Source organism: Saliphagus sp. GCM10025317, from assembly GCF_042663665.1.
Classification (GTDB): domain Archaea; phylum Halobacteriota; class Halobacteria; order Halobacteriales; family Natrialbaceae; genus Natronosalvus.
In genome coordinates, this window is the sequence record NZ_JBHTAQ010000005.1 from 108,953 (window position 1) to 126,618 (window position 17,666).

A 17,666-nucleotide genomic window follows, 5' to 3' on the forward strand; every position below is an offset into this window, starting at 1 on the left:
GTAACATCGCGTATGGAGCGCAGCCCTGCGGCTCTCGGTCGAAGTGCTGTCGACGCCCTCAGGCCACCGCCGCGCCTCGTCGACTGGTCGATCTTCGCCATCGTCGTACTCGAGGCGGCCTCGGGACTGCTCTCGTTCACCGTCGGCGGGCCGGAGGGATGGCCGCTCTTCTGGCTCCACCGGATCCTCGGCCTGACGCTCGTCGTCTTCCTGGGGTTCAAACTCGCCAGGGTTCGCCACCGACTGACCGATCGACGGCTGTGGCGTCGCTCCACCGTTCTTTCGGTACTTACCCTGATCGCGGCGACGGGCGCAGTCGGCACGGGCGTCGTCTGGGTGTTCGGCGCGGACGTCCGCATCGCGTACTGGACCCTGCTGAGCGTTCACGTCGGGTTCGGCCTCGCGCTCGTTCTCCTGATGGCGTGGCACCTCACGACCCGGTTTCGTCTCCCGCAGCGGGGCGACTTCGACCGTCGCCGAACGACGCTCGCCTACGGGGCGCTTCTGCTTGGCGGGGCCGCCGCCTATCGGGTCCAGGAGACCACCAACCGACTCCTCGAGACCCGCGGCGCCGACCGGCGGTTCACGGGCTCACAGCCGCGACGCGGCGACGGGAACGCGAGCTTCCCGGTCACCTCGTGGGTCGCGGACGATCCAGACCCGATCGACCTTGCTGAGTGGACGCTGTCCGTCCAGGGTGAGGTCGAGACGTCCCTCGAGTACGGCGCCGACGAGCTGGTCCCGGACAGTTCCGAAGAAGTACTCCTCGACTGCACGAGCGGCTGGTACACCGTTCAGCGCTGGAACGGCATTCGCGTCGACGACCTGCTCGAGGCGGCCGGTGCCCGGGCGGACGCCCGATACGTCCGGTTCGTCTCGGTGACCGGCTACCGGTGGTCGCTCCCGATCGAGGAGGCGCGGGCGGCGCTGCTCGCGACGCACGTCGGCGGCGAACCGCTGAGCCACGGTCACGGAGCACCGATGCGACTCGTGGCGCCCGGTCGCCGCGGCTTCCAGTGGGTGAAATGGGTCGAGCGAGTCGAGGTCCGTCGCCGCGGCGATCCAGCCCAGTGGCTCGCGACGCTGGTGAGTGGGTTCGAGTGAGACGCGCTCGAGTGTCGGGGTAGGAGAGTGGAGGGGAGTGTGGGATCACCGATCTGGCGGTCTCGACGGTCCAGTGGCGGATTCCTGGCGACTCCTTATACGGGTCGGACCCATCAGTCGCCGCATGAGCATCGTAACCGAATTCACGCTCCCGGCCGAGGCGTTTGCCCTCGAGGAGGCACTCGAGACGGTCCCGGACCTCACGCTCGAGGTCGAACGCCTCGCCACGCACAGCCGCGAGTGGGTCATGCCGTTCCTGTGGGTGACCGCGGACGACCTCGATGCGGCGGAAACGGCCATACGGGCTGATTCTTCGGTTACAAAACTGAAGACGATCGATCGTACCGGTAACGTCGGCTACTTCAACGTCCACTGGACCGAACGCGTCCAGGAACTGATCGACCAGGTCGTCGACCAACACGGTATCGTCCAGGAGGCAGCAGCGACGAACGGAACCTGGTATCTCAAACTCCAGTTCGTCGGCCAGGGACGACTCGAGTCGTTCCAGCACTACTTCGACGAACAGGGTTACTCCTTCGAACTCCAGCGGCTCTACGAGTCAACGGATCCGAAGGAGCGTGAGTACGACCTGACGCCCCAGCAACGGGAGGCGATGGTCACCGCACTCGAGATGGGCTACTTCGCGGTTCCGCGAGAGACGCAAATCGCCGAACTGGCGGACGCCCTCGACATCTCGACCAACGCCGTCTCACAGCGGCTCCGTCGGGCAACGAACAACCTCACCAGAAATACGCTCACCGTCTCTTCGGAACGGGCCGAGGGCCTCAAGCGATCGTAATTCTATCCTCGGGTATATAAGGGACTTCTAACTCAAAGCAGTCTGGCTTTCTTTGTTCCTGTGGTGGGGAATACTATGGCCGAGCTGCCACGGTCGAAGACGAACGTCGATCCCTCCTCGCGGACCGGGCCGCGACCGGATGGAGTCGATAACGAAAGCGACGTCGAAGACAACGGAAAACGAAAGGTCGCTGCCGCCTGCCGATCCTGTTCGAACGTTTACGCCGCCCAGTTGTGGCCCGACGGGACGGTCCAGCCGATCGGCCGGCGAACGGGCTGTGAGTGTGGATGCGAGGAGTTCGACGTCATCGAGTGAGCGCCAGCGAGGGCTGAACCGCTAGAACTCCTCGGCCGGCGGGGCGACCCCCTCGTCCTTCCCCTCGAGGTCGAACTCATCTCGAACCTCCCGCAACCGATCCCGGATGTCCGCGGCGAGTTCGAACTCGAGATTGCTCGCCGCCTCCTGCATCCGATCTTCGAGTTCGGCGACGTAGCGGGCGGCGTCCTCCTCATCCTCGAGGTCCGTGCCGGCGACGCTCGAGGTGTCGGTCTTGCTCCCCGGGAGATTTGTCTCGCCGACTTCCTTCTCGATGGTCATCGGTTCGTGGCCGTGTTCTTCGTTGAACTCGCGTTGAATCTCGCGGCGGCGGCGGGTCTCATCGATGGCCGACTCCATCGCGTTCGAGACCTCGTCGGCGTATAGCACGACCTCGCCGTTGACGTTCCGGGCCGCCCGCCCCATCGTCTGGACGAGCGTCGTTTCGGATCGGAGGAACCCCTCCTGGTCGGCGTCCAGAATCGCCACGAGGGAGACCTCGGGAATGTCCAGGCCCTCCCGCAGGAGGTTGATGCCGACGAGGACGTCGATCTCCCCGAGGCGGAGAGAGCGCACGATTTCGTGGCGCTCGAGGGTATCCGTCTCGTCGTGCATGTAGGCGACGTCGACGCCCGCCTCCTCGAGGTACTCGGTCAGGTCCTCGGCCATCCGTTTGGTCAGCGTCGTCACGAGGGTACGCTCGTCGCGGTCGATTCGGGCGTCGATGCGATCCATGAGGTCGTCGACCTGGCCCGTCGCGGGGGCGACTTCGACCTCGGGGTCGACGAGGTGGGTGGGGCGAACGATCTGTTCGACGATCTGGTCGCTCTCCTCGCGCTCGTAGTCGCCCGGCGTCGCGGAGACGTACAGCGTCTTGTCGGTTCGCTCCTCGAACTCCTCGAACGTGAGCGGGCGGTTGTCGTAGGCGGTCGGGAGTCGAAAGCCGTTCTCGACCAGCGAGTCCTTCCGAGATTTGTCGCCGGCGTACTGGCCCCGAACCTGGGGCAGGGTGACGTGAGACTCGTCGACTACGGTGAGGAAGTCGTCCGGGAAGTAATCCAGCAGGGTGTAGGGCGTGTCGCCGGGGTCGCGGTCGTCGAGGTACACCGAGTAGTTCTCGATGCCCGAGCAATAGCCCGTCTCCTCCATCATCTCGAGGTCGAACGTGGTTCGTTCCTCGATTCGCTGGGCGGCGAGCAGGTCGCCCTTGCGCTCGAAGTACGAAATCCGCGAGTCGAGGTCGTCCCGAATCTCCTCGACGGCTTGCTCGAGACGAGTCTCGGGCATCGAGTAGTGCTCGGCGGGGTGGACGAGGACGGCGGGTTCGGTGCTCTTGACCTCGCCCTCGAGCGGGTCAACTTTGAGCATGCGGTCGATCTCGTCGCCCCAGAACTCGACGCGGACGGCGTAGCGGCCGTACATCGGGAAGATCTCGATGGTGTCCCCGCGAACCCGGAACGTCCCCTGGGAGAAGTCGACGTCGTTGCGCTCGTAGTTCAGATCGACGAGTCGCTTCAGGAGGTCGTCGCGTCCGATCTCCTCGCCCGTTTCGAGGCGCATCGCCATCTCGACGTAGTTTCGCGGGTCACCGAGTCCGTAGATGGCCGAGACCGAGGCGACGACGATCACGTCGTCCCGGGTGAGCAGGGACCGGGTCGCCGAGTGACGGAGACGGTCGATCTCGTCGTTGATCGAGGCGTCCTTGTCGATGTATGTGTCGGTCTGCTCGACGTAGGCCTCGGGCTGGTAGTAGTCGTAGTAGGAGACGAAGTACTCGACGGCGTTGTCGGGGAACAGGTTCCGGAACTCCTCGTAGAGCTGGGCGGCCAGGGTCTTGTTGTGGGCAATGACCAGCGTCGGCTCCTGGACCTCTTCCATCACCCACGAGACGGTATTAGTCTTGCCCGACCCCGTCACGCCGAGCAGCGTCTGGCGGTCCATGCCGTCGGCGAAGCCCGCCGCCAGCTGCTCGATCGCCTCGGGCTGGTCGCCCGCGGGCTCGAACGGGGCGTCGACCGCGAACGGTTTCGCGGCCTCGGGTCGATCCGGCTGGAGGGGGCCTCGAGTGTCGCTCATCGTATCCGTGACCAGGGGCTCGGGCTACGTAAGCCGCTCGTCTGACGGCTACGGTTGGCGGGCCCGCCGACCGAAGCCGCCGCGCATATGCCGCCCCCACGTCTTTGACGCCGGTCGTCGTCGAGAACGTATGTCCAGTTCCAGCCGCGACGCCGACTTACAGCAGGCTCGAGCCGACCTCGAGCTGGCGACCGAGACCGCCGGCGACGACGTGCGGGACGTTATTCGAGACACGGCGGCCGCCTTCGCCGAAATCGCCGCCAGCGAGGGCGAAGCCGACCACGCCGTCTTCGACGAGCACCTCAACGCGCTCAGGCAGGCACGACGCGAGTCCGACGCCGAGACGGCAGATCGCCTCGAGGGCGCCATCGAACACGCCGAGAGCTATCGCCAGAGCCTCGAGCACGCGTGAGTCCTCTCGAGACTCGGTCCTCGAGGGTCGGTTTTCGCCCCGGTAGGGCAGCCATACGAGGGTAACGGACCCATAACAATACCCTCGTGGCCCCCTCCAACGCGTATGCAATCGGCTGCGCACGACCAACCACGCGAGGCGCGGGAACGCGTCATCGTTCCCGGTATCACGGCCCCTAGCACCGTCGCCTGTCTGCGGTCGCTCGAGCCGCGCGGGATCTACACCATCGTCGGCTCCGAGGATCGGACGACGCCCGGCTCCGTCTCGAGGTACTGCGATCGATTCGTCACGCTCCCCGACCCGCGGTCGGACATCGAGGCCTACGGGGACGTCCTCCTTTCGCTCGCGGCCCGACCTGGCGTCGAGACGATCATCCCCGTCCGCGAGGAGGACGTCTACACGCTCGCGGCGAACAGGGACGCCTTCGCCGAGCACGTCGCGACGCCGTGGCCGGACTTCGAGACCCTGCGGCAGGTGCAAGACCGGGTCGAACTCTTCGCGGCCGCCGAGCGCGCCGGCGTCGAGACGCCCGAGACGACCCTGCTCGACGAGTGGGACGACTGGTCGCGCGAGACGATCATCAAGCCTCGCTACACCGTCGCCGCTCCCGAATACCTCGGCCACGACGCCGGACTCAGCGACATCGGCTCGACCGTCTATCACGAACCCGGCACCCCGCCGGCGGTCGAATCGTCGCTCAACGAGTGGGGCCACGTCCCCATCGTCCAGGAGTACGTCCCCGACTCCCGGGAGTACGGCTTCTTCGCGCTGTACGACGAGGGGGAGGCGGTCGCCACCTTCCAGCACTGCCAGAAACGGGGCTACAAGTACAGCGGTGGTCCCAGCGCCTACCGCGAGTCGACCGACATCCCCGAACTCGAGGCGGCCGGCCTCGCGCTGCTGGACGAACTCGAGTGGCACGGCCTGGCGATGGTCGAGTTCCTGCGCAACCCCGAGACGGGCTCGTTCGAACTGATGGAGATCAACCCACGGTTCTGGTCGTCGCTCCCGTTCTCCGTGCGTGCGGGCGCCGACTTCCCCTACTACTATTGGCAACTCGCCCGTGGCGAACCGATCAGCCAGCCCGACTACGAGGTCGGCATCGGCGGTCACCTGCTCCGAGGCGAACTCTGTCACCTCCACAGCATCCTGGCCGAGGACTACCCGCTGGTCGAACGCCCCTCGTTTCTCTCCGCCGTCAGCGACGTCGCCACGTCGATGGTTCGAGAGCCCCGGTTCGACTACGCCGTCGCGGACGACCCCGTCCCGTTCGTCCAGGACGGCTGGAACTTCGTCCGTTCGGCCGCCGGCGAGCAACTTAGCGCCGTTCGAGCGGGCGGTGAAACCGACGAATCGTCGCCAGCCGTCGGATCGCCAGCGCTCGCTGAGCAAGAGCCCACGTCGACGCCGGCGACGGCCGACCTCGAGCCCCTCGAGGATCAACGCGGACGGACGAACTGACGCCGAGTCGTCGCTACTCGGCGTCGGACGACCGATTGGCACTGAGTTGGTGCCTCACCGTTCGGGTGGGCGAGGCGGTGGGTGGCACACGCTGGCGGCGGATGGACGAATAGGCGACCGGTAACTCACTCGAGTCGCTCCCGAATCGCCTCGGGTTCGTACGAGAGCGTCAGCGACCGCGACCGTCCACGCCCGTCGATCTCGGCGTACTCGGCGTCGATGAGGCCGAGCTGGTCGAGCTTGTTGACGATTTCCGAATAGCGGGTGTAGCCGAGGTCTGTCTCCTCGCTGAACCGCTCGTACACCTCGCCAGCCTGTGAGCCGTCGTGGTCGACGAGTACCTCGAGGAGCGCTCGTTCGTTCTCACTCAGGCTGTTGAGGCTTCTGGAGAGGTTGATGTACTTCGACGTCTCGTAGGCCTTCTCGACGTCCTCGAGTTCGACGGTTCGGCTCGCCCGCATCTCGGCGTTGAGTCCGGCTCGCCTGAGGAGGTCGATCCCCACCCGGAGGTCGCCGCTCTTGGCCGTGAGCGAGCCGACCCGCTCCAGAACGTCTGTGGCGACGACGCCGTCGTGGAACCCGCGCGTGACGCGCTCGTGGAGGATGTCGACGATCTCCGGCTGGTCGTACACCGGGAAGTAGACGTCCTCGGGCCGGAAGACGCTCTGGACGCGGGTGTCCAGGGCGTCGATCACCTCGAGCGCCGGGTCCGAGGAGACGACGATGACGCCGATCTTCGCCCCCGGGTGTTCCTCGTGGGCGCGCAGCAGCGAGTAGAGCGTATCAGACGCCTCGTTCTCGTAGAAGAGGTAGTTGACGTCGTCGAGCGCGACGACGAGCACGCGGTCGTCCTCGACGAGTTTCTCGGCGATCTGGCCGAAGAGCTTCTTGAAAGAGATGCCCGACGACGGGGGTTCGTAGTCGAAACAGCCCTCGAACAGTCGCGAAAAGACGGAGTACCGCGTCGAGTTGACCTGGCAGTTGACCCGGATCGTCTGGACGTCCCGGGTCTGGGCGCCGACCTCGTCGTACAGCTTCTGAATCGCCGTGGTCTTCCCTGTTCCCGGCGGTCCGCGGACCATCACGTTTAGCGGGCGCGAGCCCCGGACCGCAGGTCGCAGCGCGTACGTGAGACTCTGCATCTGCGAATCGCGGTGGCGGAACGTCTCGGGGACGTAATCGATCTCGAAGACGTGCTCGTTCCTGAACACGGATTCGTCCCACGACAACATCCCCTCTTCGGGGTCGCCAGTCATCACTTTCACCACGCCCTCGAAGCTACTTAGTTGTTTGCGGTCGTTTTCGGCGTGAAGCCGGGTTCTCACCGCTCGAGACCGTCGAAACGGGATATTGGTACGCAATCACCGACACAGCGTCCACGACTTTATATACGACGCCGGGGCCAGAACGGATCGATGATCGACGTACCTGCGGACGGAAACGAGCGTCTGGCTGCCCTCGGTGGCGCGTGCCTCGTCGTCAGCGCGTTCCTCCCCTGGGCCAGCATCGACGTGCTCGACATATCGACGACGACGAACGGATTCACGGGCATGGGATACGCCGTCCCGGTCGCCGGTTTCGTCGCCCTCGGACTGGTAACCCTGCGCGAGTGGACCGCGTTCGAGGCCAAAGTGACTGCGGCTGTGGGCGTCCTGACGCTCCTGTCGCTGGGCGTGATCTACACCTCCCTCGAGAACGTCTTCGCCGTCGGCTACCCCGCCCACTACGTCACCGTCTCGCCGGAACCCGGCCTCTACGTCGCCGCCCTCGCCAGCACCCTCGTCGCCGTCGCGGGGTATCGGGGGATGCGGGCGGCCGCCACCGAGACCGCGGCTCGACCCTCGAGCGAGCCTCGCGGATGACCCGACCTCGTGTCGTGGTCGCTCTCCGACCTCGTGGTCGCCCCCTGACCGCGGTCACTCGAACTTCTCGAGCAACCGGTCGTAGAACGCGGCGTTCCCCTCCTGGGCCAGCTTCTCGACGATCAACTCGGGTGTCGACCGCGCGAGGTGGTCCTTGACCGGCGACCGGTTGACCTCGAGTTCGCCATCGACCAGGCCGACGGCCTCGATGCCGTCGACGGCCACGTCGATGGCGGCCATCTCCCGGATTTCCCCGGCCAGGTGGGAGACGAAGACGGCCGTGGCGCCGTTCTCGGCGAGCGCCTCGAGGATGCCGGCGATGATCTTCGCGCTCGCCCCGGGTTCGGTGATGCTCTCGAGTTCGTCGACGAGAACGAGCGACCCCTCGCCGCCGGTGGCGAGGTCCGCGAACTCCCGGACGGTGGACTCGAACGCCCCGGCGTCGAGGGTTCCCTGGGTCTTGGCGTGGTAGTGTACGTCGTCGAAGCGGCGCAGCCGGAGCCCTTCGGCGGGAACGGGTAGGCCCATGTGTGCGAGGACGACGACGCTCGCGACCAGGTCGAGCGTCGAGGTCTTCCCGCCGCTGTTGACCCCCGAGAGCAGGGTGGTACCCGACACCGCGTAGTCGACGGGTTCGATTTCCTCGAGTGGCTCCTCGAGGACGGGCGAGCGGCCGCCCTCGATGGCGAATCCGGTTTCCCCGTAGCCGTCGTCGCCGTCCCAGACGAACTCGGGCATCGTACACTCGAAGTCCCGTGAGAAGCGGGCGACGGCGAGTTCGACGTCGAGCTCGAGTGCCGTGCGAACCAGGTCGTGGGCGCCCTCACGCTGGGCGGCGAGGTCGGCCGCCAGGTCGCGTTTGAGCTGGGCCGCCCGTCGGTCCCGGGCGACGGTGAGTTCCTCGCGAAGCCGTGCCGTGGCGTTCTCGCCGCGTTCGACGGGAAAGGTCGGTTCGTCGTCGAAGACGTGGCGGGCGAGTTCGGCCTCGCCGACGTCCAGGTCGAGGGCGTCGATCAGGTGCTCGCGGGCGGCCTCGACCGCCGCGGCGAACTCGTCGGCGAGTTCCCGGGAGAGCAGCGAGTCGACGCCGGCACCGCGCTCGACGAGCGAGAGCAGGTCGGCACCCTCGATGGTCACGTCTCGTGCCTCGATCGCCCCGCGGAGTCGGTCGTTGGCGACGCTCTCGGCGACGCCCGCGACCGCGTCGAGGTCGTCGACGGCGACCGTCAACCGATCGAGTTCGGGGTCGCCGGCGACGGTACCGTCGTCGTCGAGGCGCTCGAGGCCGTTCTCGAGGGCGTCGAGGTCGACCGTCGCGTCCAGTTGCGAATCGGTGTCGCCACTACCGCCGACCGCACGATGAACCGCGACCGCTGCCCGCAGTCGCTCCCGGTTGCGGGCGAAGAACGCGAGTGGACGCTCCGGAACCACGTCGGCGGGGTCCGCGAGCGCATCCGGGCGAACCTGTACGTCCCCCTCGACCTCGACGCCGGCGAAGGACTCGTCGATCGCGACCACCGTCGAATACCCTCTCGCCAGTTCGGCCAGCCCCTGGGCGTCCTCGACGATTTCGACGGAGATCTCGGGAATCGCCTCACGGGCTTCGGCGTAGCGCTCGGCGTCGGTCGTTGCCAGACAGCGGTCCCGGACGCGAACGTCGCCGGGCCGCTCGAGCGGTTCGACGCCCTCGAGGGCCTCGAGCACGACCGGATCGGGGTCGCGTTCGATCGCCTGACGAGAGAAGTCCTGCACCTCCTCAATGCGCGAGCGCCTGGGGCTGGGGTACAGGGTCTCGAGGCGGTGGGCCGCGTAGTCGGTCACCGTTCGATCCTGACACAGGGAGAGTACCTGTCGGTAAATCTCGCGTGCGCGGTCGGTCGCGAGGAAGCCGCCGGGGTCGTCGTGTTCGCGTCGGATCGCCCCGCGGGCGATGCGAGCGGCCCGGCCGACGGTGACGCCGGGCGCGCTGGCGAGCGCGGCCACGTCGCCGTTCTCGAGGGCCCGCTCGGGGTCGTCGAGTTCGTCCAGTGCACGGGCGGTCTTCGCGCCGACGCCCGGGATCGACTCGAGGTCCATTGCCATCGACCGCCACGTCCCGCCGAGACGAGAAAAAGGTCCCGCCCCGTTCTCGGCCCGACTCTCGAGTCCCGAGTCTCGAGTCGTGGATCACACGCCCCCGGCGAGCGCGCTACTCCCAGGGGTGACGCCCGCTCGTACTCGGCCACAGGGGATACCAGTACTCCTTGTCGGGTTCGATCTCGAGTTCGCCGTCCAGGACGGACTCGAGTTTGAACTCGGTGCCCGAATCGCGCTCGCGGCCGGCCCGCGGCGCGAAGGGGTAGTACGCGCCGCGCCGGAAGGAGTAGATCCAGTAGGCCGGTCCGCTGTCGTTTCGATAGGCGAAGACGGCCGCGAGCAGCCGCGAGCCGTAGCCTTCCTCGATGAACGTGTCCGCCGCGAAGTGGAGGCTGGTGATCAGGTCCTCCGGATCCGAGTCCTCGAGGACGACCCAGTGGTAGCCGTGGTCGTCCTCGGTGACGCGAAAGTCGGTGCCGGTGTCTTCGCTGCCGGCCTCGAGGATTGCTTCGACGTTCTCGACGGCGTCGCGAAAGCTGCTCGAGTCGACACCGGCGAAACAGAGCGCGCCCGCGTCGGCGGAGTCGTAGCCGAGGTCGGCTTCCATCGTCAGATACGCGGTGCTCATCCCGAAGAGGTCCTCGGGGTTGGCGTCCCGGCTGGCGTCCGATTCGGCGCGGATGCCGAGTACGGATCGCAGTCCGTCGAGCAGTCCCATACCCTTCGTTGGGGGGCCAGGGTTTGAAAGCTCGCGTTTTCTCGCTCGAAGCGGTAGTTCCCTCACCCGAGGACGGCTTTACTCGAGGTCGTCACTCGAGGAACAGTCGAACGTCCGCCGCCGGCCGCTCGGGCGTTTCGTCACAGCCGTCGGGGAACGAGGTGTACCACCCGGCGTCCCAGCTGCAGGTCGTCCTGGCGGTGAGATCGGCCGCCGTCGCCCCGTCCGCTTCCGGGGAGGCCTCGAACACGACGGTGTGACTCGAGGTGTGGGCCGTGTCGTCGCCCTCGACGACGTGCTCGACCGATCGAACGCGAACTGGACGGCCGACGTCGACGGGCTCGTCCGTGAGTCGTTCGATCGCTCGATCGGCCGCCGCGAGCCAGTCGTCGTCTTCGTCCTCAATGTGAGCGTTCGGCAACAGGGCGACGGGCTCCTCGAGGTGGGTGGCGATCAGAACCGAGCCGTCGGCGGCGGTGACCCCGACGACGGCCATCCCGCGACTGTGGGCGCGGCAGTGGTTCTCGTCGGCGTGGGTCTCGGTGCGTTCCTCGTAGTGAACGTCGTCGCGGTCTCGGAACCGGGCCGGGTCAGTGAGCGACTCGAGGTCGGTCAGGGAGTCGGTGCGCGTCGAGCTGGTCGCGGATCGTGGTGATTTCTCCGTCATTGGTTATTCGTCGCCGGTAATCGTTCGAACTGTCCACTCGCCGTCGGTGGGAATCGTCGCCCGCACTTCGAGTTCTACGAGGGCTCCGTCGACGTTGTGACTGGCAACCCCGACCATGCAACTAGCCGGGTAGTGAGGATAGTCGATGAAGTCCGATCGGACCTCGTGAATCGTTCCTCTGGTTTCGTCATCGAGGACATCCTCGCGAACGAACCATCGAAACTTCACGATGTCGTGCATCGACCCCTCGAGGTCCTCGAGTATCTTTTCAACGAGGCCCAGCATCTGTCGAGTCTGCTCACGAACGTTCCCCTCAGGGTAGACGAGGCCGTTGATCTCGACGTGCGTGTGCGTGTCGTGATGCGTTGCCACTGCGAGCGAAATTTGCGGTTCGTCGATGACGTCCGATTCAATCGTGCCTTGTCCGGGTGCGATGACGGTTTTCTTCATCTGTATCTCGTGTCTGCGTTTCGACTGGATTCGCCGCGTTCCTGGAATGGACTCATTTCGGCAACCAGACCAGTGGAACGTGATCCCAGGCCCAGCGCTCCTCGGGTTTCTCGGTGAATTCCCAGAACTGCCGCGGCGGAGTGCCGAGGGCGTCTTCGATTGCCGATTCGGAAAGCGTACTTTCCCCCTCGAGCACCAGCCGGAACCGCCTGGCGAACCCGTGGGGATCGAAGTCCGGGTCGTGCTCGCGCCACGCGTCGGGGTCCGCGAGACGACCGTCGTAGTGATCGCGCCCGGCCTCGGTGATGTAGCCGAGCACGAGGTGGCCGCCGGGGGTGACCGCGTCGTACAGCGCGCGGAGCGCGCGCTCTGTGTCGTCGACGTAACACAGCGTCGCGTAACAGCACACGAGGTCGAACTGCCGGCCGGGATCAAACTCGGGGAGCACGGCGCGTTCGAAGCACACGTTCTCGACCCCGCTCGAGCGGGCTCGATCGCGGTTCGCCGCGAGAATCGAGTCGGCGGCGTCGTAGCCGACGACGCTGGTTTCCGGGTGGCGTTTCGCGACGGTGAAGGCGACCTCGCCGGGGCCACAGCCGACGTCCGCGATCGAATCAGGGACGCCCTTCGCGGCGACGAAGTCCTCGAGGAGGTCGGTCAGGTGGTGGGTACTGGGGGTCGCGCCGGCGCGGTCGTCCGCGTCGGCGGTCTCCCAGAAGCGGTTCCAGTCGATGGTCTGCTCGAAAGGGGTGTCTGTCATGCGTGAGGAGTTGCTATCCGTTCGATCAGGTGTCGGTCGGCGGGAGCGGTCGACTCGTGGAGAGAGCCGTCGCTGTGGGATCGAAGGCGAGTCGTCGTATTACAGTGCGCCCGAAATCAGGGCTCTCGAGCGCTGTAGCTACACGTATTGGTAGTGATAAAAGAAAGCACCGATTTTAATTCGTTTATCTTCTGTATGTAATAATTCGGCGCGGCGGGTTAAATAGTTTTCGGCGTTCGTCGTGGATTCTCACCGAACCGGTGCTGTCGAATCTCGAGCGAGGAGCTATACTGTCTCCATCTCGCGCTCGAGCTGGCGGAGCTGATCCACGCGGCGCTCGGTCGATGGATGCGTCGAGAACAGTCTCCCGACGACGCCCGATTTCAGCGGGATGATGAAGAAGGCGTTCATCTCGGCCTCTTCGCGCATGTCTCTGTCGGGTACCTTGTCGATCTCTCCCGAAATCTTCAGCAGCGCGGAGGCGAGCGCAGAGGGCTTGCCGGTGATCGTCGCAGCACCCCGGTCGGCGGAGAACTCGCGATACCGCGAGAGCGCCCGGATCAGCAGGTAACTCACGATCCAGACGACCAGCGAGACGACGATGGCGACGATCACGCCGCCACCACCGCCGCGGCCGCGACCGTGACCGCCGCCGAAGAAGGCGCCCCAGCGGACGATCATGAACGCGATGGTCGACAGGAACGAGGCGATGGTCATCACCATCATGTCCCGATTCTTGACGTGAGCGAGTTCGTGGGCGAGGACGCCGTCGAGTTCGTCCTGGTCGAGCGTTCGCATCAGTCCCGTGGTGACGGCGACGGCAGCGTTCTTCTGGTTTCGCCCCGTCGCGAACGCGTTCGGCACTTTCGAGTCGATGACGGCGACTTTCGGCTTCGGGAGGTCGGCCTGCTGGGAGAGGCGTTCGACGGCGCTGTGAAGCTGTGGGTACTCCTCGGCGGAGACCGTCTTCGCGCCCATCGTTTTGAGAGTGAGGGTGTCGCTGAAGTAGTACTGCACCAGCGACATCCCGCCGAAGAGCAGGCCGAAGATCAGCAGGTTCGCTCCGCCCGCGATGTACGCCGTCAGCACCCCTGCGAAGACGATGTACAGGGCGAACAGCAGGAACATCGTGAGGAACATCCGAAACCGCAATCCCCAGTCCGGTTTCCAGTCCATACGCGAACAACGGACCGAGGGCGGATAAATCCGCCGCGAACGCGCCTCGAGCGGGTGGCCCGACCGGACGCTCCGTGCTCGCTCGTCCTCGAGTCGTATCTCGTATGCGCCCCCTATCGACCTCCAACGACGACGTGGATCGTCGACGATATCGCTCCCTCGATACGTTCTGCCACCCCAATCCACCACCTTTCAGTTGAGTCATAAGTGCTCGAGCGGGTACGTCGAAGCACCGAGCGAGCGTCCCCAAAACCCCTCTATTTCCCCTGGAAAGTCGAACACGAGGGGACGGCCACCGGTGTCGACGCTCGAGCGTACGCCACGCGTCAGACGCCCGGCCTTCGCGTTCCACCGGAAACGTCAGACGGGCGTGAAATCCGTCGTTCTACATGTTTGACGATCGATAACACCACGATCGAAACCGACACCAGTGGGGGAGATCAGACACATAGTTCGAAACGCGCACTTACTGGAGACGAATTCCGTGTGCCCTGATAACACGATCCGCAACCCCCTGGTTTCGGGTGGAGTTCCCACACGCTGTGACCGAACGGCCCGTCGAACCCCTCTATTTCCGGTGGAGACACCTCGCTGGGACCGGCGTCGGCGACGAACGCGTCGCTTAACTCCCCCAGTCCCCAACCACGGGACATGACCGATTCGCGTGCGTTCTGTCCCCGCTGTGGCGATCCGGTGCCGGAGCGGAGCGAAGGCGACGCGACGGACCCCCTCCGACCGGGGACCGACGTCGACCTCTGTGACAGCTGTTACTTCGACGACTTCGAATTCATCGACGCGCCCGACCGGATCGACGTACGCGTCTGCGCCCAGTGCGGGGCTGTCCACCGGGGTCGTCGCTGGGTCGACGTCGGTGCGCAGGATTACACCGACGTCGCCATCGAGGAGGTGAGCGAGGCGCTGGCCGTTCACGTCGACGTCAAGGACGTCGCCTGGCAGGTCGAACCCGAGGAGGTCGGCCCGAACACGATCCGGATGCACTGTTACTTCACGGGGACGGTTCGCGGAACGCCCGTCGAGGAGCAGGTGATGATCCCGGTGAAGATAGCCCGTCAGACCTGCACCAGGTGCGGTCGCATCGCCGGGGACTACTACGCCAGCATCGTCCAGATCCGGGCCGAGGACCGGACGCCCACGACGGAAGAACTCGAGCGGGCGAAAGAGATAGCCGAGACCATCGTCGCGGACATGGAGGCGACCGGGGACCGGAACGCCTTCATCACCGAGACCACGGAGACCGACGACGGCCTCAACATGCGGGTTTCGACCAACAAGATCGGCAAGAAGATCGCCAACAAGATGGTCGAAGAGTTCGGCGGCACCGTCAACGACGCCGAAACACTGGTCACCGAGGACGAGGATGGCAACGGCGTCTACCGCGTGACGTTCGCAGTTCGGCTCCCGCCGTACGTTCCCGGCGACGTGATCGACCTCGCGGACGACGACGAGGGGCCCGTCCTGGTCAGTAGTGCCCACGGCAACCTCAAAGGAATCCGGTTGCGGACGGGCGAACGCTACGAGGCGAGTTACGAGGAGGGCAACTCCCCCGAGGCCCGCAAACTTGGGGAGCGCGAGGACGCCGTCGAGGCGACCGTCGTCACGGTCGAGGACGAGCGCTCGATCCAGGTGCTCGATCCCGAGACCTACCAGGCGAAGACGATTTCCCGGCCCGAGTACGTCGACGCCGACGCGGAGGAAGTACCGGCGCTGAAGAGTCGCGCCGGCTTGCACATTTTGCCTGAGGACGATGAGTGAGGGCACAGGGGAGGACGACCGGTCTCGAGGCGAGGATTACCCTCGAGACGAGGGCCGACCTCGAGACGACGATTCGAGGTCGGACGACGATTCGAACTCGAGTCCCAGCGGCGATACTACAAAATCTATAGCAAAAGACTCGACCGCGCTCGAGCCGCGAGACGACCCGCTCGCGGTCGTCGTCGAGAAACCGCGCTCGGAGACGGCGATCGAATCCCTGCGGGCAGAGGGCGTCTACGACGACGACCGCCGGGTGCGGGAGTACGGCTCCGAGACGGTGGCGCTCCCGGTGCTCGAGTCACCCTCGGATACGGCCGTCCTCGAGGTCGTCCGTCAAATCGACCCCACCTACCGCACCCGCGACCTGGCCGACCACCTCCGCGAGTGGGGGTGGAGCGACGCCGACCTCGAGACGGCGCCCGGCTCCTGGGCCGTTATCGGTTCGGTGATCCTCGTTCGCGTTCCCGACGACTGCCACGACGAGGCCGAACTCGGAGAGGCCTTGCTCGCACTCCACGGCGAGGCCGACAGCGTGCTCGCTGACGAGGGAATCTCGAACGAGAGTAAGGGCGACGGCGGCACCTACCGCGAACCCCGAACGCGACTGCTCGCGGGCTCGAGTGACACCGAGACCGTCCACGTCGAGGACGGCACGCAGTACGCCCTCGACCCGACGCGGGTGATGTTCTCGCCGGGCAATCAGGCCGAGCGCCGGCGGATGGCCGAGGTCGTCAACCCGGACGAGCGCGTGTTCGACATGTTCGCCGGCATCGGCTACTTCACGCTCCCCATGGCGCGAGCGGGAGCGCGAGTGGCCGCGACGGAGCTGAATCCGACGGCATTTCGCTACCTGCTCGAGAACGCGATAGCCAACGACGTCTCGAGTCGGGTCGACGCCTACCACAGCGACTGTCGTGAACTGGCTGCCGACGTTCGCGCGGACCGGGTCGTCATGGGCTACTACGGCGTCGCCGACGACGAAGACGAGGCGGGACACGGCAGTCGAGTTGAGGAGGCCGTTTCGTTCCTGCCGGCGGCCCTCGAGGCCCTCGAGCCAGGTGGCGTCGTCCACTATCACGAGGCGACGCCGAGACCGGAACTGTGGGAGCGACCGGTCGGTCGGCTCGAGGCCGCTGTTGAAGAGGCAGGGCGGACCCTCGAGGTGCTCGAGAAGCGGCGGGTGAAGACGCACAGCGCGGGTGTCGAACACGTGGTCGTGGACGCTCGCGTGAAGTGACTCCTGAAGGGCTCGTTATCTATCCTTGTTGGTCGCTGTTGCGAAGCAGGCCTTTGCGTTCGTTCGGCACGGCTAGCATCTGGCTAACGTCTTCGCTGAGCGATGCTGCTTCGACCGGATACAGCGACCATCGAATGCGCTCGAACTGGACAGAACCGTCGCACGAGGACCTCCAGGCCGCTACACCACCATGTCTCAGGAGAAGGTCCAATCGATACCGAGTTCGTCCTCCTAAGATCTGGTATTACGGGTCTCGTCTAGTACGAGCACCGCCTCGAATCGAGCCTCGTCCCAAATACGCCCGCCGACAGTCTTCTGTTTGTGTTCTCTATTATGCAACGCGAACAGGCTATTCTCGTCTCTCTATAAATCACCTTCCCAATTATTAGAAAATAGAAAATATTAAATTGTGTTATGGATCTTCAATCGAACATACATGGCGCATGATGGATTAAGAGGGTGCAGGAGAGGGCTACTGGCAAGCTACTTCCCAATCGACCAGAACATAAATGGGAGGACGCTAGATGGACCTATGAGCGACGAACGTGACGTCCAAAGGATCATCGGCGCTGCAGTAAAAACCGGTCACCCCAAACAGGGGCCCAGACGAAGTTTAGCTGAATATACACATGACCCTGATCCTGCTTCAACGGGTGTGAGCGAAATGATAGTTAGGGTGAACGCCGATGGGAAAATAACGACCGCGTTCCCGGAGGAGGGGCCCGACGTCGCTGTCTGGATCCGTGATGAGCAGGAATGGCTAGATAATCTGTAACCCTC

Annotated in this window: 17 protein-coding genes; 9 read left to right on the forward strand and 8 right to left on the reverse strand. The window is 65.3% G+C overall.

What is annotated here, in order from left to right:
* The first annotated feature begins 12 nt into the window (after positions 1 to 12).
* The 3 genes from ACFQS4_RS02685 to ACFQS4_RS02695 all read left to right on the forward strand — a co-directional run bounded on the left by ACFQS4_RS02685 (position 13) and on the right by ACFQS4_RS02695 (position 2,218).
* Positions 13 to 1,104 carry a molybdopterin-dependent oxidoreductase gene (locus ACFQS4_RS02685; RefSeq protein WP_497902170.1) on the forward strand — a complete coding sequence of 364 codons (1,092 nt, stop codon included), beginning with the start codon at positions 13 to 15 and terminating at the stop codon, positions 1,102 to 1,104.
* A gap of 124 nt (positions 1,105 to 1,228) precedes the next feature.
* Complete coding sequence (locus ACFQS4_RS02690; RefSeq protein ID WP_497902171.1) at positions 1,229 to 1,903, forward strand: helix-turn-helix domain-containing protein; 675 nt, start codon at positions 1,229 to 1,231, stop codon at positions 1,901 to 1,903.
* Between the two features lie 75 nt (positions 1,904 to 1,978).
* Positions 1,979 to 2,218, forward strand: a complete 240-nt coding sequence (locus ACFQS4_RS02695) for a hypothetical protein (RefSeq protein WP_497902172.1) — start codon at positions 1,979 to 1,981, stop codon at positions 2,216 to 2,218.
* Positions 2,219 to 2,239: 21 nt separating this feature from the next.
* On the opposite strand, the gene uvrB is transcribed toward ACFQS4_RS02695, so the two are convergent.
* Entirely contained in the window at positions 2,240 to 4,294 is a 2,055-nt protein-coding gene (uvrB, locus tag ACFQS4_RS02700) for an excinuclease ABC subunit UvrB (RefSeq protein ID WP_497902173.1), read from the reverse strand.
* Positions 4,295 to 4,424: 130 nt separating this feature from the next.
* Here uvrB and ACFQS4_RS02705 point away from each other — a divergent pair, with 130 nt between their 5' ends.
* Together ACFQS4_RS02705 and ACFQS4_RS02710 are read left to right on the forward strand one after the other, a co-directional pair.
* Positions 4,425 to 4,706, forward strand: a complete 282-nt coding sequence (locus ACFQS4_RS02705; protein ID WP_497902174.1) for a DUF7553 family protein — start codon at positions 4,425 to 4,427, stop codon at positions 4,704 to 4,706.
* Positions 4,707 to 4,811: 105 nt separating this feature from the next.
* Complete coding sequence (locus ACFQS4_RS02710) at positions 4,812 to 6,167, forward strand: carboxylate--amine ligase (RefSeq protein ID WP_497902175.1); 1,356 nt, start codon at positions 4,812 to 4,814, stop codon at positions 6,165 to 6,167.
* A 125-nt stretch (positions 6,168 to 6,292) separates the two neighbouring features.
* Here the strand turns inward: ACFQS4_RS02710 and ACFQS4_RS02715 are convergent, their stop codons facing one another.
* The gene (locus ACFQS4_RS02715; RefSeq protein ID WP_497902176.1) at positions 6,293 to 7,423 is read right to left on the reverse strand and encodes an ORC1-type DNA replication protein; all 1,131 of its coding nucleotides are present in this window, start codon (positions 7,421 to 7,423) and stop codon (positions 6,293 to 6,295) included.
* Positions 7,424 to 7,582: 159 nt separating this feature from the next.
* On the opposite strand from ACFQS4_RS02715, the gene ACFQS4_RS02720 reads away from it, so the two are divergent.
* The gene (locus ACFQS4_RS02720) at positions 7,583 to 8,029 is read left to right on the forward strand and encodes a hypothetical protein (protein ID WP_497902177.1); all 447 of its coding nucleotides are present in this window, start codon (positions 7,583 to 7,585) and stop codon (positions 8,027 to 8,029) included.
* A 54-nt stretch (positions 8,030 to 8,083) separates the two neighbouring features.
* On the opposite strand, the gene ACFQS4_RS02725 is transcribed toward ACFQS4_RS02720, so the two are convergent.
* The 6 genes from ACFQS4_RS02725 to htpX all read right to left on the reverse strand — a co-directional run bounded on the left by ACFQS4_RS02725 (position 8,084) and on the right by htpX (position 13,876).
* Positions 8,084 to 10,105: a MutS-related protein gene (locus tag ACFQS4_RS02725; protein WP_497903135.1), complete on the reverse strand. Its 2,022-nt coding sequence runs from the start codon at positions 10,103 to 10,105 to the stop codon at positions 8,084 to 8,086.
* 112 nt (positions 10,106 to 10,217) lie between these two features.
* Positions 10,218 to 10,823, reverse strand: a complete 606-nt coding sequence (gene pspAB, locus ACFQS4_RS02730; RefSeq protein ID WP_497902178.1) for a PspA-associated protein PspAB — start codon at positions 10,821 to 10,823, stop codon at positions 10,218 to 10,220.
* A gap of 91 nt (positions 10,824 to 10,914) precedes the next feature.
* Positions 10,915 to 11,490 carry a hypothetical protein gene (locus ACFQS4_RS02735; protein ID WP_497902179.1) on the reverse strand — a complete coding sequence of 192 codons (576 nt, stop codon included), beginning with the start codon at positions 11,488 to 11,490 and terminating at the stop codon, positions 10,915 to 10,917.
* A 3-nt stretch (positions 11,491 to 11,493) separates the two neighbouring features.
* Positions 11,494 to 11,940, reverse strand: coding sequence for a RidA family protein (locus ACFQS4_RS02740; RefSeq protein ID WP_497902180.1), 447 nt, complete (start codon positions 11,938 to 11,940; stop codon positions 11,494 to 11,496).
* Between the two features lie 52 nt (positions 11,941 to 11,992).
* Positions 11,993 to 12,700: a class I SAM-dependent methyltransferase gene (locus ACFQS4_RS02745; RefSeq protein ID WP_497902181.1), complete on the reverse strand. Its 708-nt coding sequence runs from the start codon at positions 12,698 to 12,700 to the stop codon at positions 11,993 to 11,995.
* 285 nt (positions 12,701 to 12,985) lie between these two features.
* Complete coding sequence (gene htpX / locus ACFQS4_RS02750; protein ID WP_497902182.1) at positions 12,986 to 13,876, reverse strand: zinc metalloprotease HtpX; 891 nt, start codon at positions 13,874 to 13,876, stop codon at positions 12,986 to 12,988.
* A gap of 651 nt (positions 13,877 to 14,527) precedes the next feature.
* Between htpX and ACFQS4_RS02755 the strand changes: the two genes are divergently transcribed.
* The 3 genes from ACFQS4_RS02755 (at position 14,528) to ACFQS4_RS02765 (ending at position 17,661) form a co-directional block, all read left to right on the forward strand.
* The gene (locus ACFQS4_RS02755; protein ID WP_497902183.1) at positions 14,528 to 15,649 is read left to right on the forward strand and encodes a 60S ribosomal export protein NMD3; all 1,122 of its coding nucleotides are present in this window, start codon (positions 14,528 to 14,530) and stop codon (positions 15,647 to 15,649) included.
* Positions 15,642 to 16,886 carry a class I SAM-dependent methyltransferase gene (locus ACFQS4_RS02760; RefSeq protein WP_497902184.1) on the forward strand — a complete coding sequence of 415 codons (1,245 nt, stop codon included), beginning with the start codon at positions 15,642 to 15,644 and terminating at the stop codon, positions 16,884 to 16,886. The genes ACFQS4_RS02755 and ACFQS4_RS02760 overlap by 8 nt, the downstream gene beginning before the upstream one ends.
* 532 nt (positions 16,887 to 17,418) lie before the next feature.
* Positions 17,419 to 17,661, forward strand: a complete 243-nt coding sequence (locus ACFQS4_RS02765; RefSeq protein WP_497902185.1) for a hypothetical protein — start codon at positions 17,419 to 17,421, stop codon at positions 17,659 to 17,661.
* Positions 17,662 to 17,666 lie beyond the last annotated feature (5 nt).

Excerpts from the sequence above, each read along its gene's own strand:
- ACFQS4_RS02685 (WP_497902170.1), top strand. The coding sequence starts at position 13 with ATGGAGCGCAGCCCTGCGGCTCTCGGTCGAAGTGCTGTCGACGCCCTC.
- ACFQS4_RS02690 (WP_497902171.1), top strand. The coding sequence starts at position 1,229 with ATGAGCATCGTAACCGAATTCACGCTCCCGGCCGAGGCGTTTGCCCTC.
- ACFQS4_RS02695 (WP_497902172.1), top strand. The coding sequence starts at position 1,979 with ATGGCCGAGCTGCCACGGTCGAAGACGAACGTCGATCCCTCCTCGCGG.
- uvrB (WP_497902173.1), bottom strand. The coding sequence starts at position 4,294 with ATGAGCGACACTCGAGGCCCCCTCCAGCCGGATCGACCCGAGGCCGCG.
- ACFQS4_RS02705 (WP_497902174.1), top strand. The coding sequence starts at position 4,425 with ATGTCCAGTTCCAGCCGCGACGCCGACTTACAGCAGGCTCGAGCCGAC.
- ACFQS4_RS02710 (WP_497902175.1), top strand. The coding sequence starts at position 4,812 with ATGCAATCGGCTGCGCACGACCAACCACGCGAGGCGCGGGAACGCGTC.
- ACFQS4_RS02715 (WP_497902176.1), bottom strand. The coding sequence starts at position 7,423 with ATGACTGGCGACCCCGAAGAGGGGATGTTGTCGTGGGACGAATCCGTG.
- ACFQS4_RS02720 (WP_497902177.1), top strand. The coding sequence starts at position 7,583 with ATGATCGACGTACCTGCGGACGGAAACGAGCGTCTGGCTGCCCTCGGT.
- ACFQS4_RS02725 (WP_497903135.1), bottom strand. The coding sequence starts at position 10,105 with ATGGACCTCGAGTCGATCCCGGGCGTCGGCGCGAAGACCGCCCGTGCA.
- pspAB (WP_497902178.1), bottom strand. The coding sequence starts at position 10,823 with ATGGGACTGCTCGACGGACTGCGATCCGTACTCGGCATCCGCGCCGAA.
- ACFQS4_RS02735 (WP_497902179.1), bottom strand. The coding sequence starts at position 11,490 with ATGACGGAGAAATCACCACGATCCGCGACCAGCTCGACGCGCACCGAC.
- ACFQS4_RS02740 (WP_497902180.1), bottom strand. The coding sequence starts at position 11,940 with ATGAAGAAAACCGTCATCGCACCCGGACAAGGCACGATTGAATCGGAC.
- ACFQS4_RS02745 (WP_497902181.1), bottom strand. The coding sequence starts at position 12,700 with ATGACAGACACCCCTTTCGAGCAGACCATCGACTGGAACCGCTTCTGG.
- htpX (WP_497902182.1), bottom strand. The coding sequence starts at position 13,876 with ATGGACTGGAAACCGGACTGGGGATTGCGGTTTCGGATGTTCCTCACG.
- ACFQS4_RS02755 (WP_497902183.1), top strand. The coding sequence starts at position 14,528 with ATGACCGATTCGCGTGCGTTCTGTCCCCGCTGTGGCGATCCGGTGCCG.
- ACFQS4_RS02760 (WP_497902184.1), top strand. The coding sequence starts at position 15,642 with ATGAGTGAGGGCACAGGGGAGGACGACCGGTCTCGAGGCGAGGATTAC.
- ACFQS4_RS02765 (WP_497902185.1), top strand. The coding sequence starts at position 17,419 with ATGAGCGACGAACGTGACGTCCAAAGGATCATCGGCGCTGCAGTAAAA.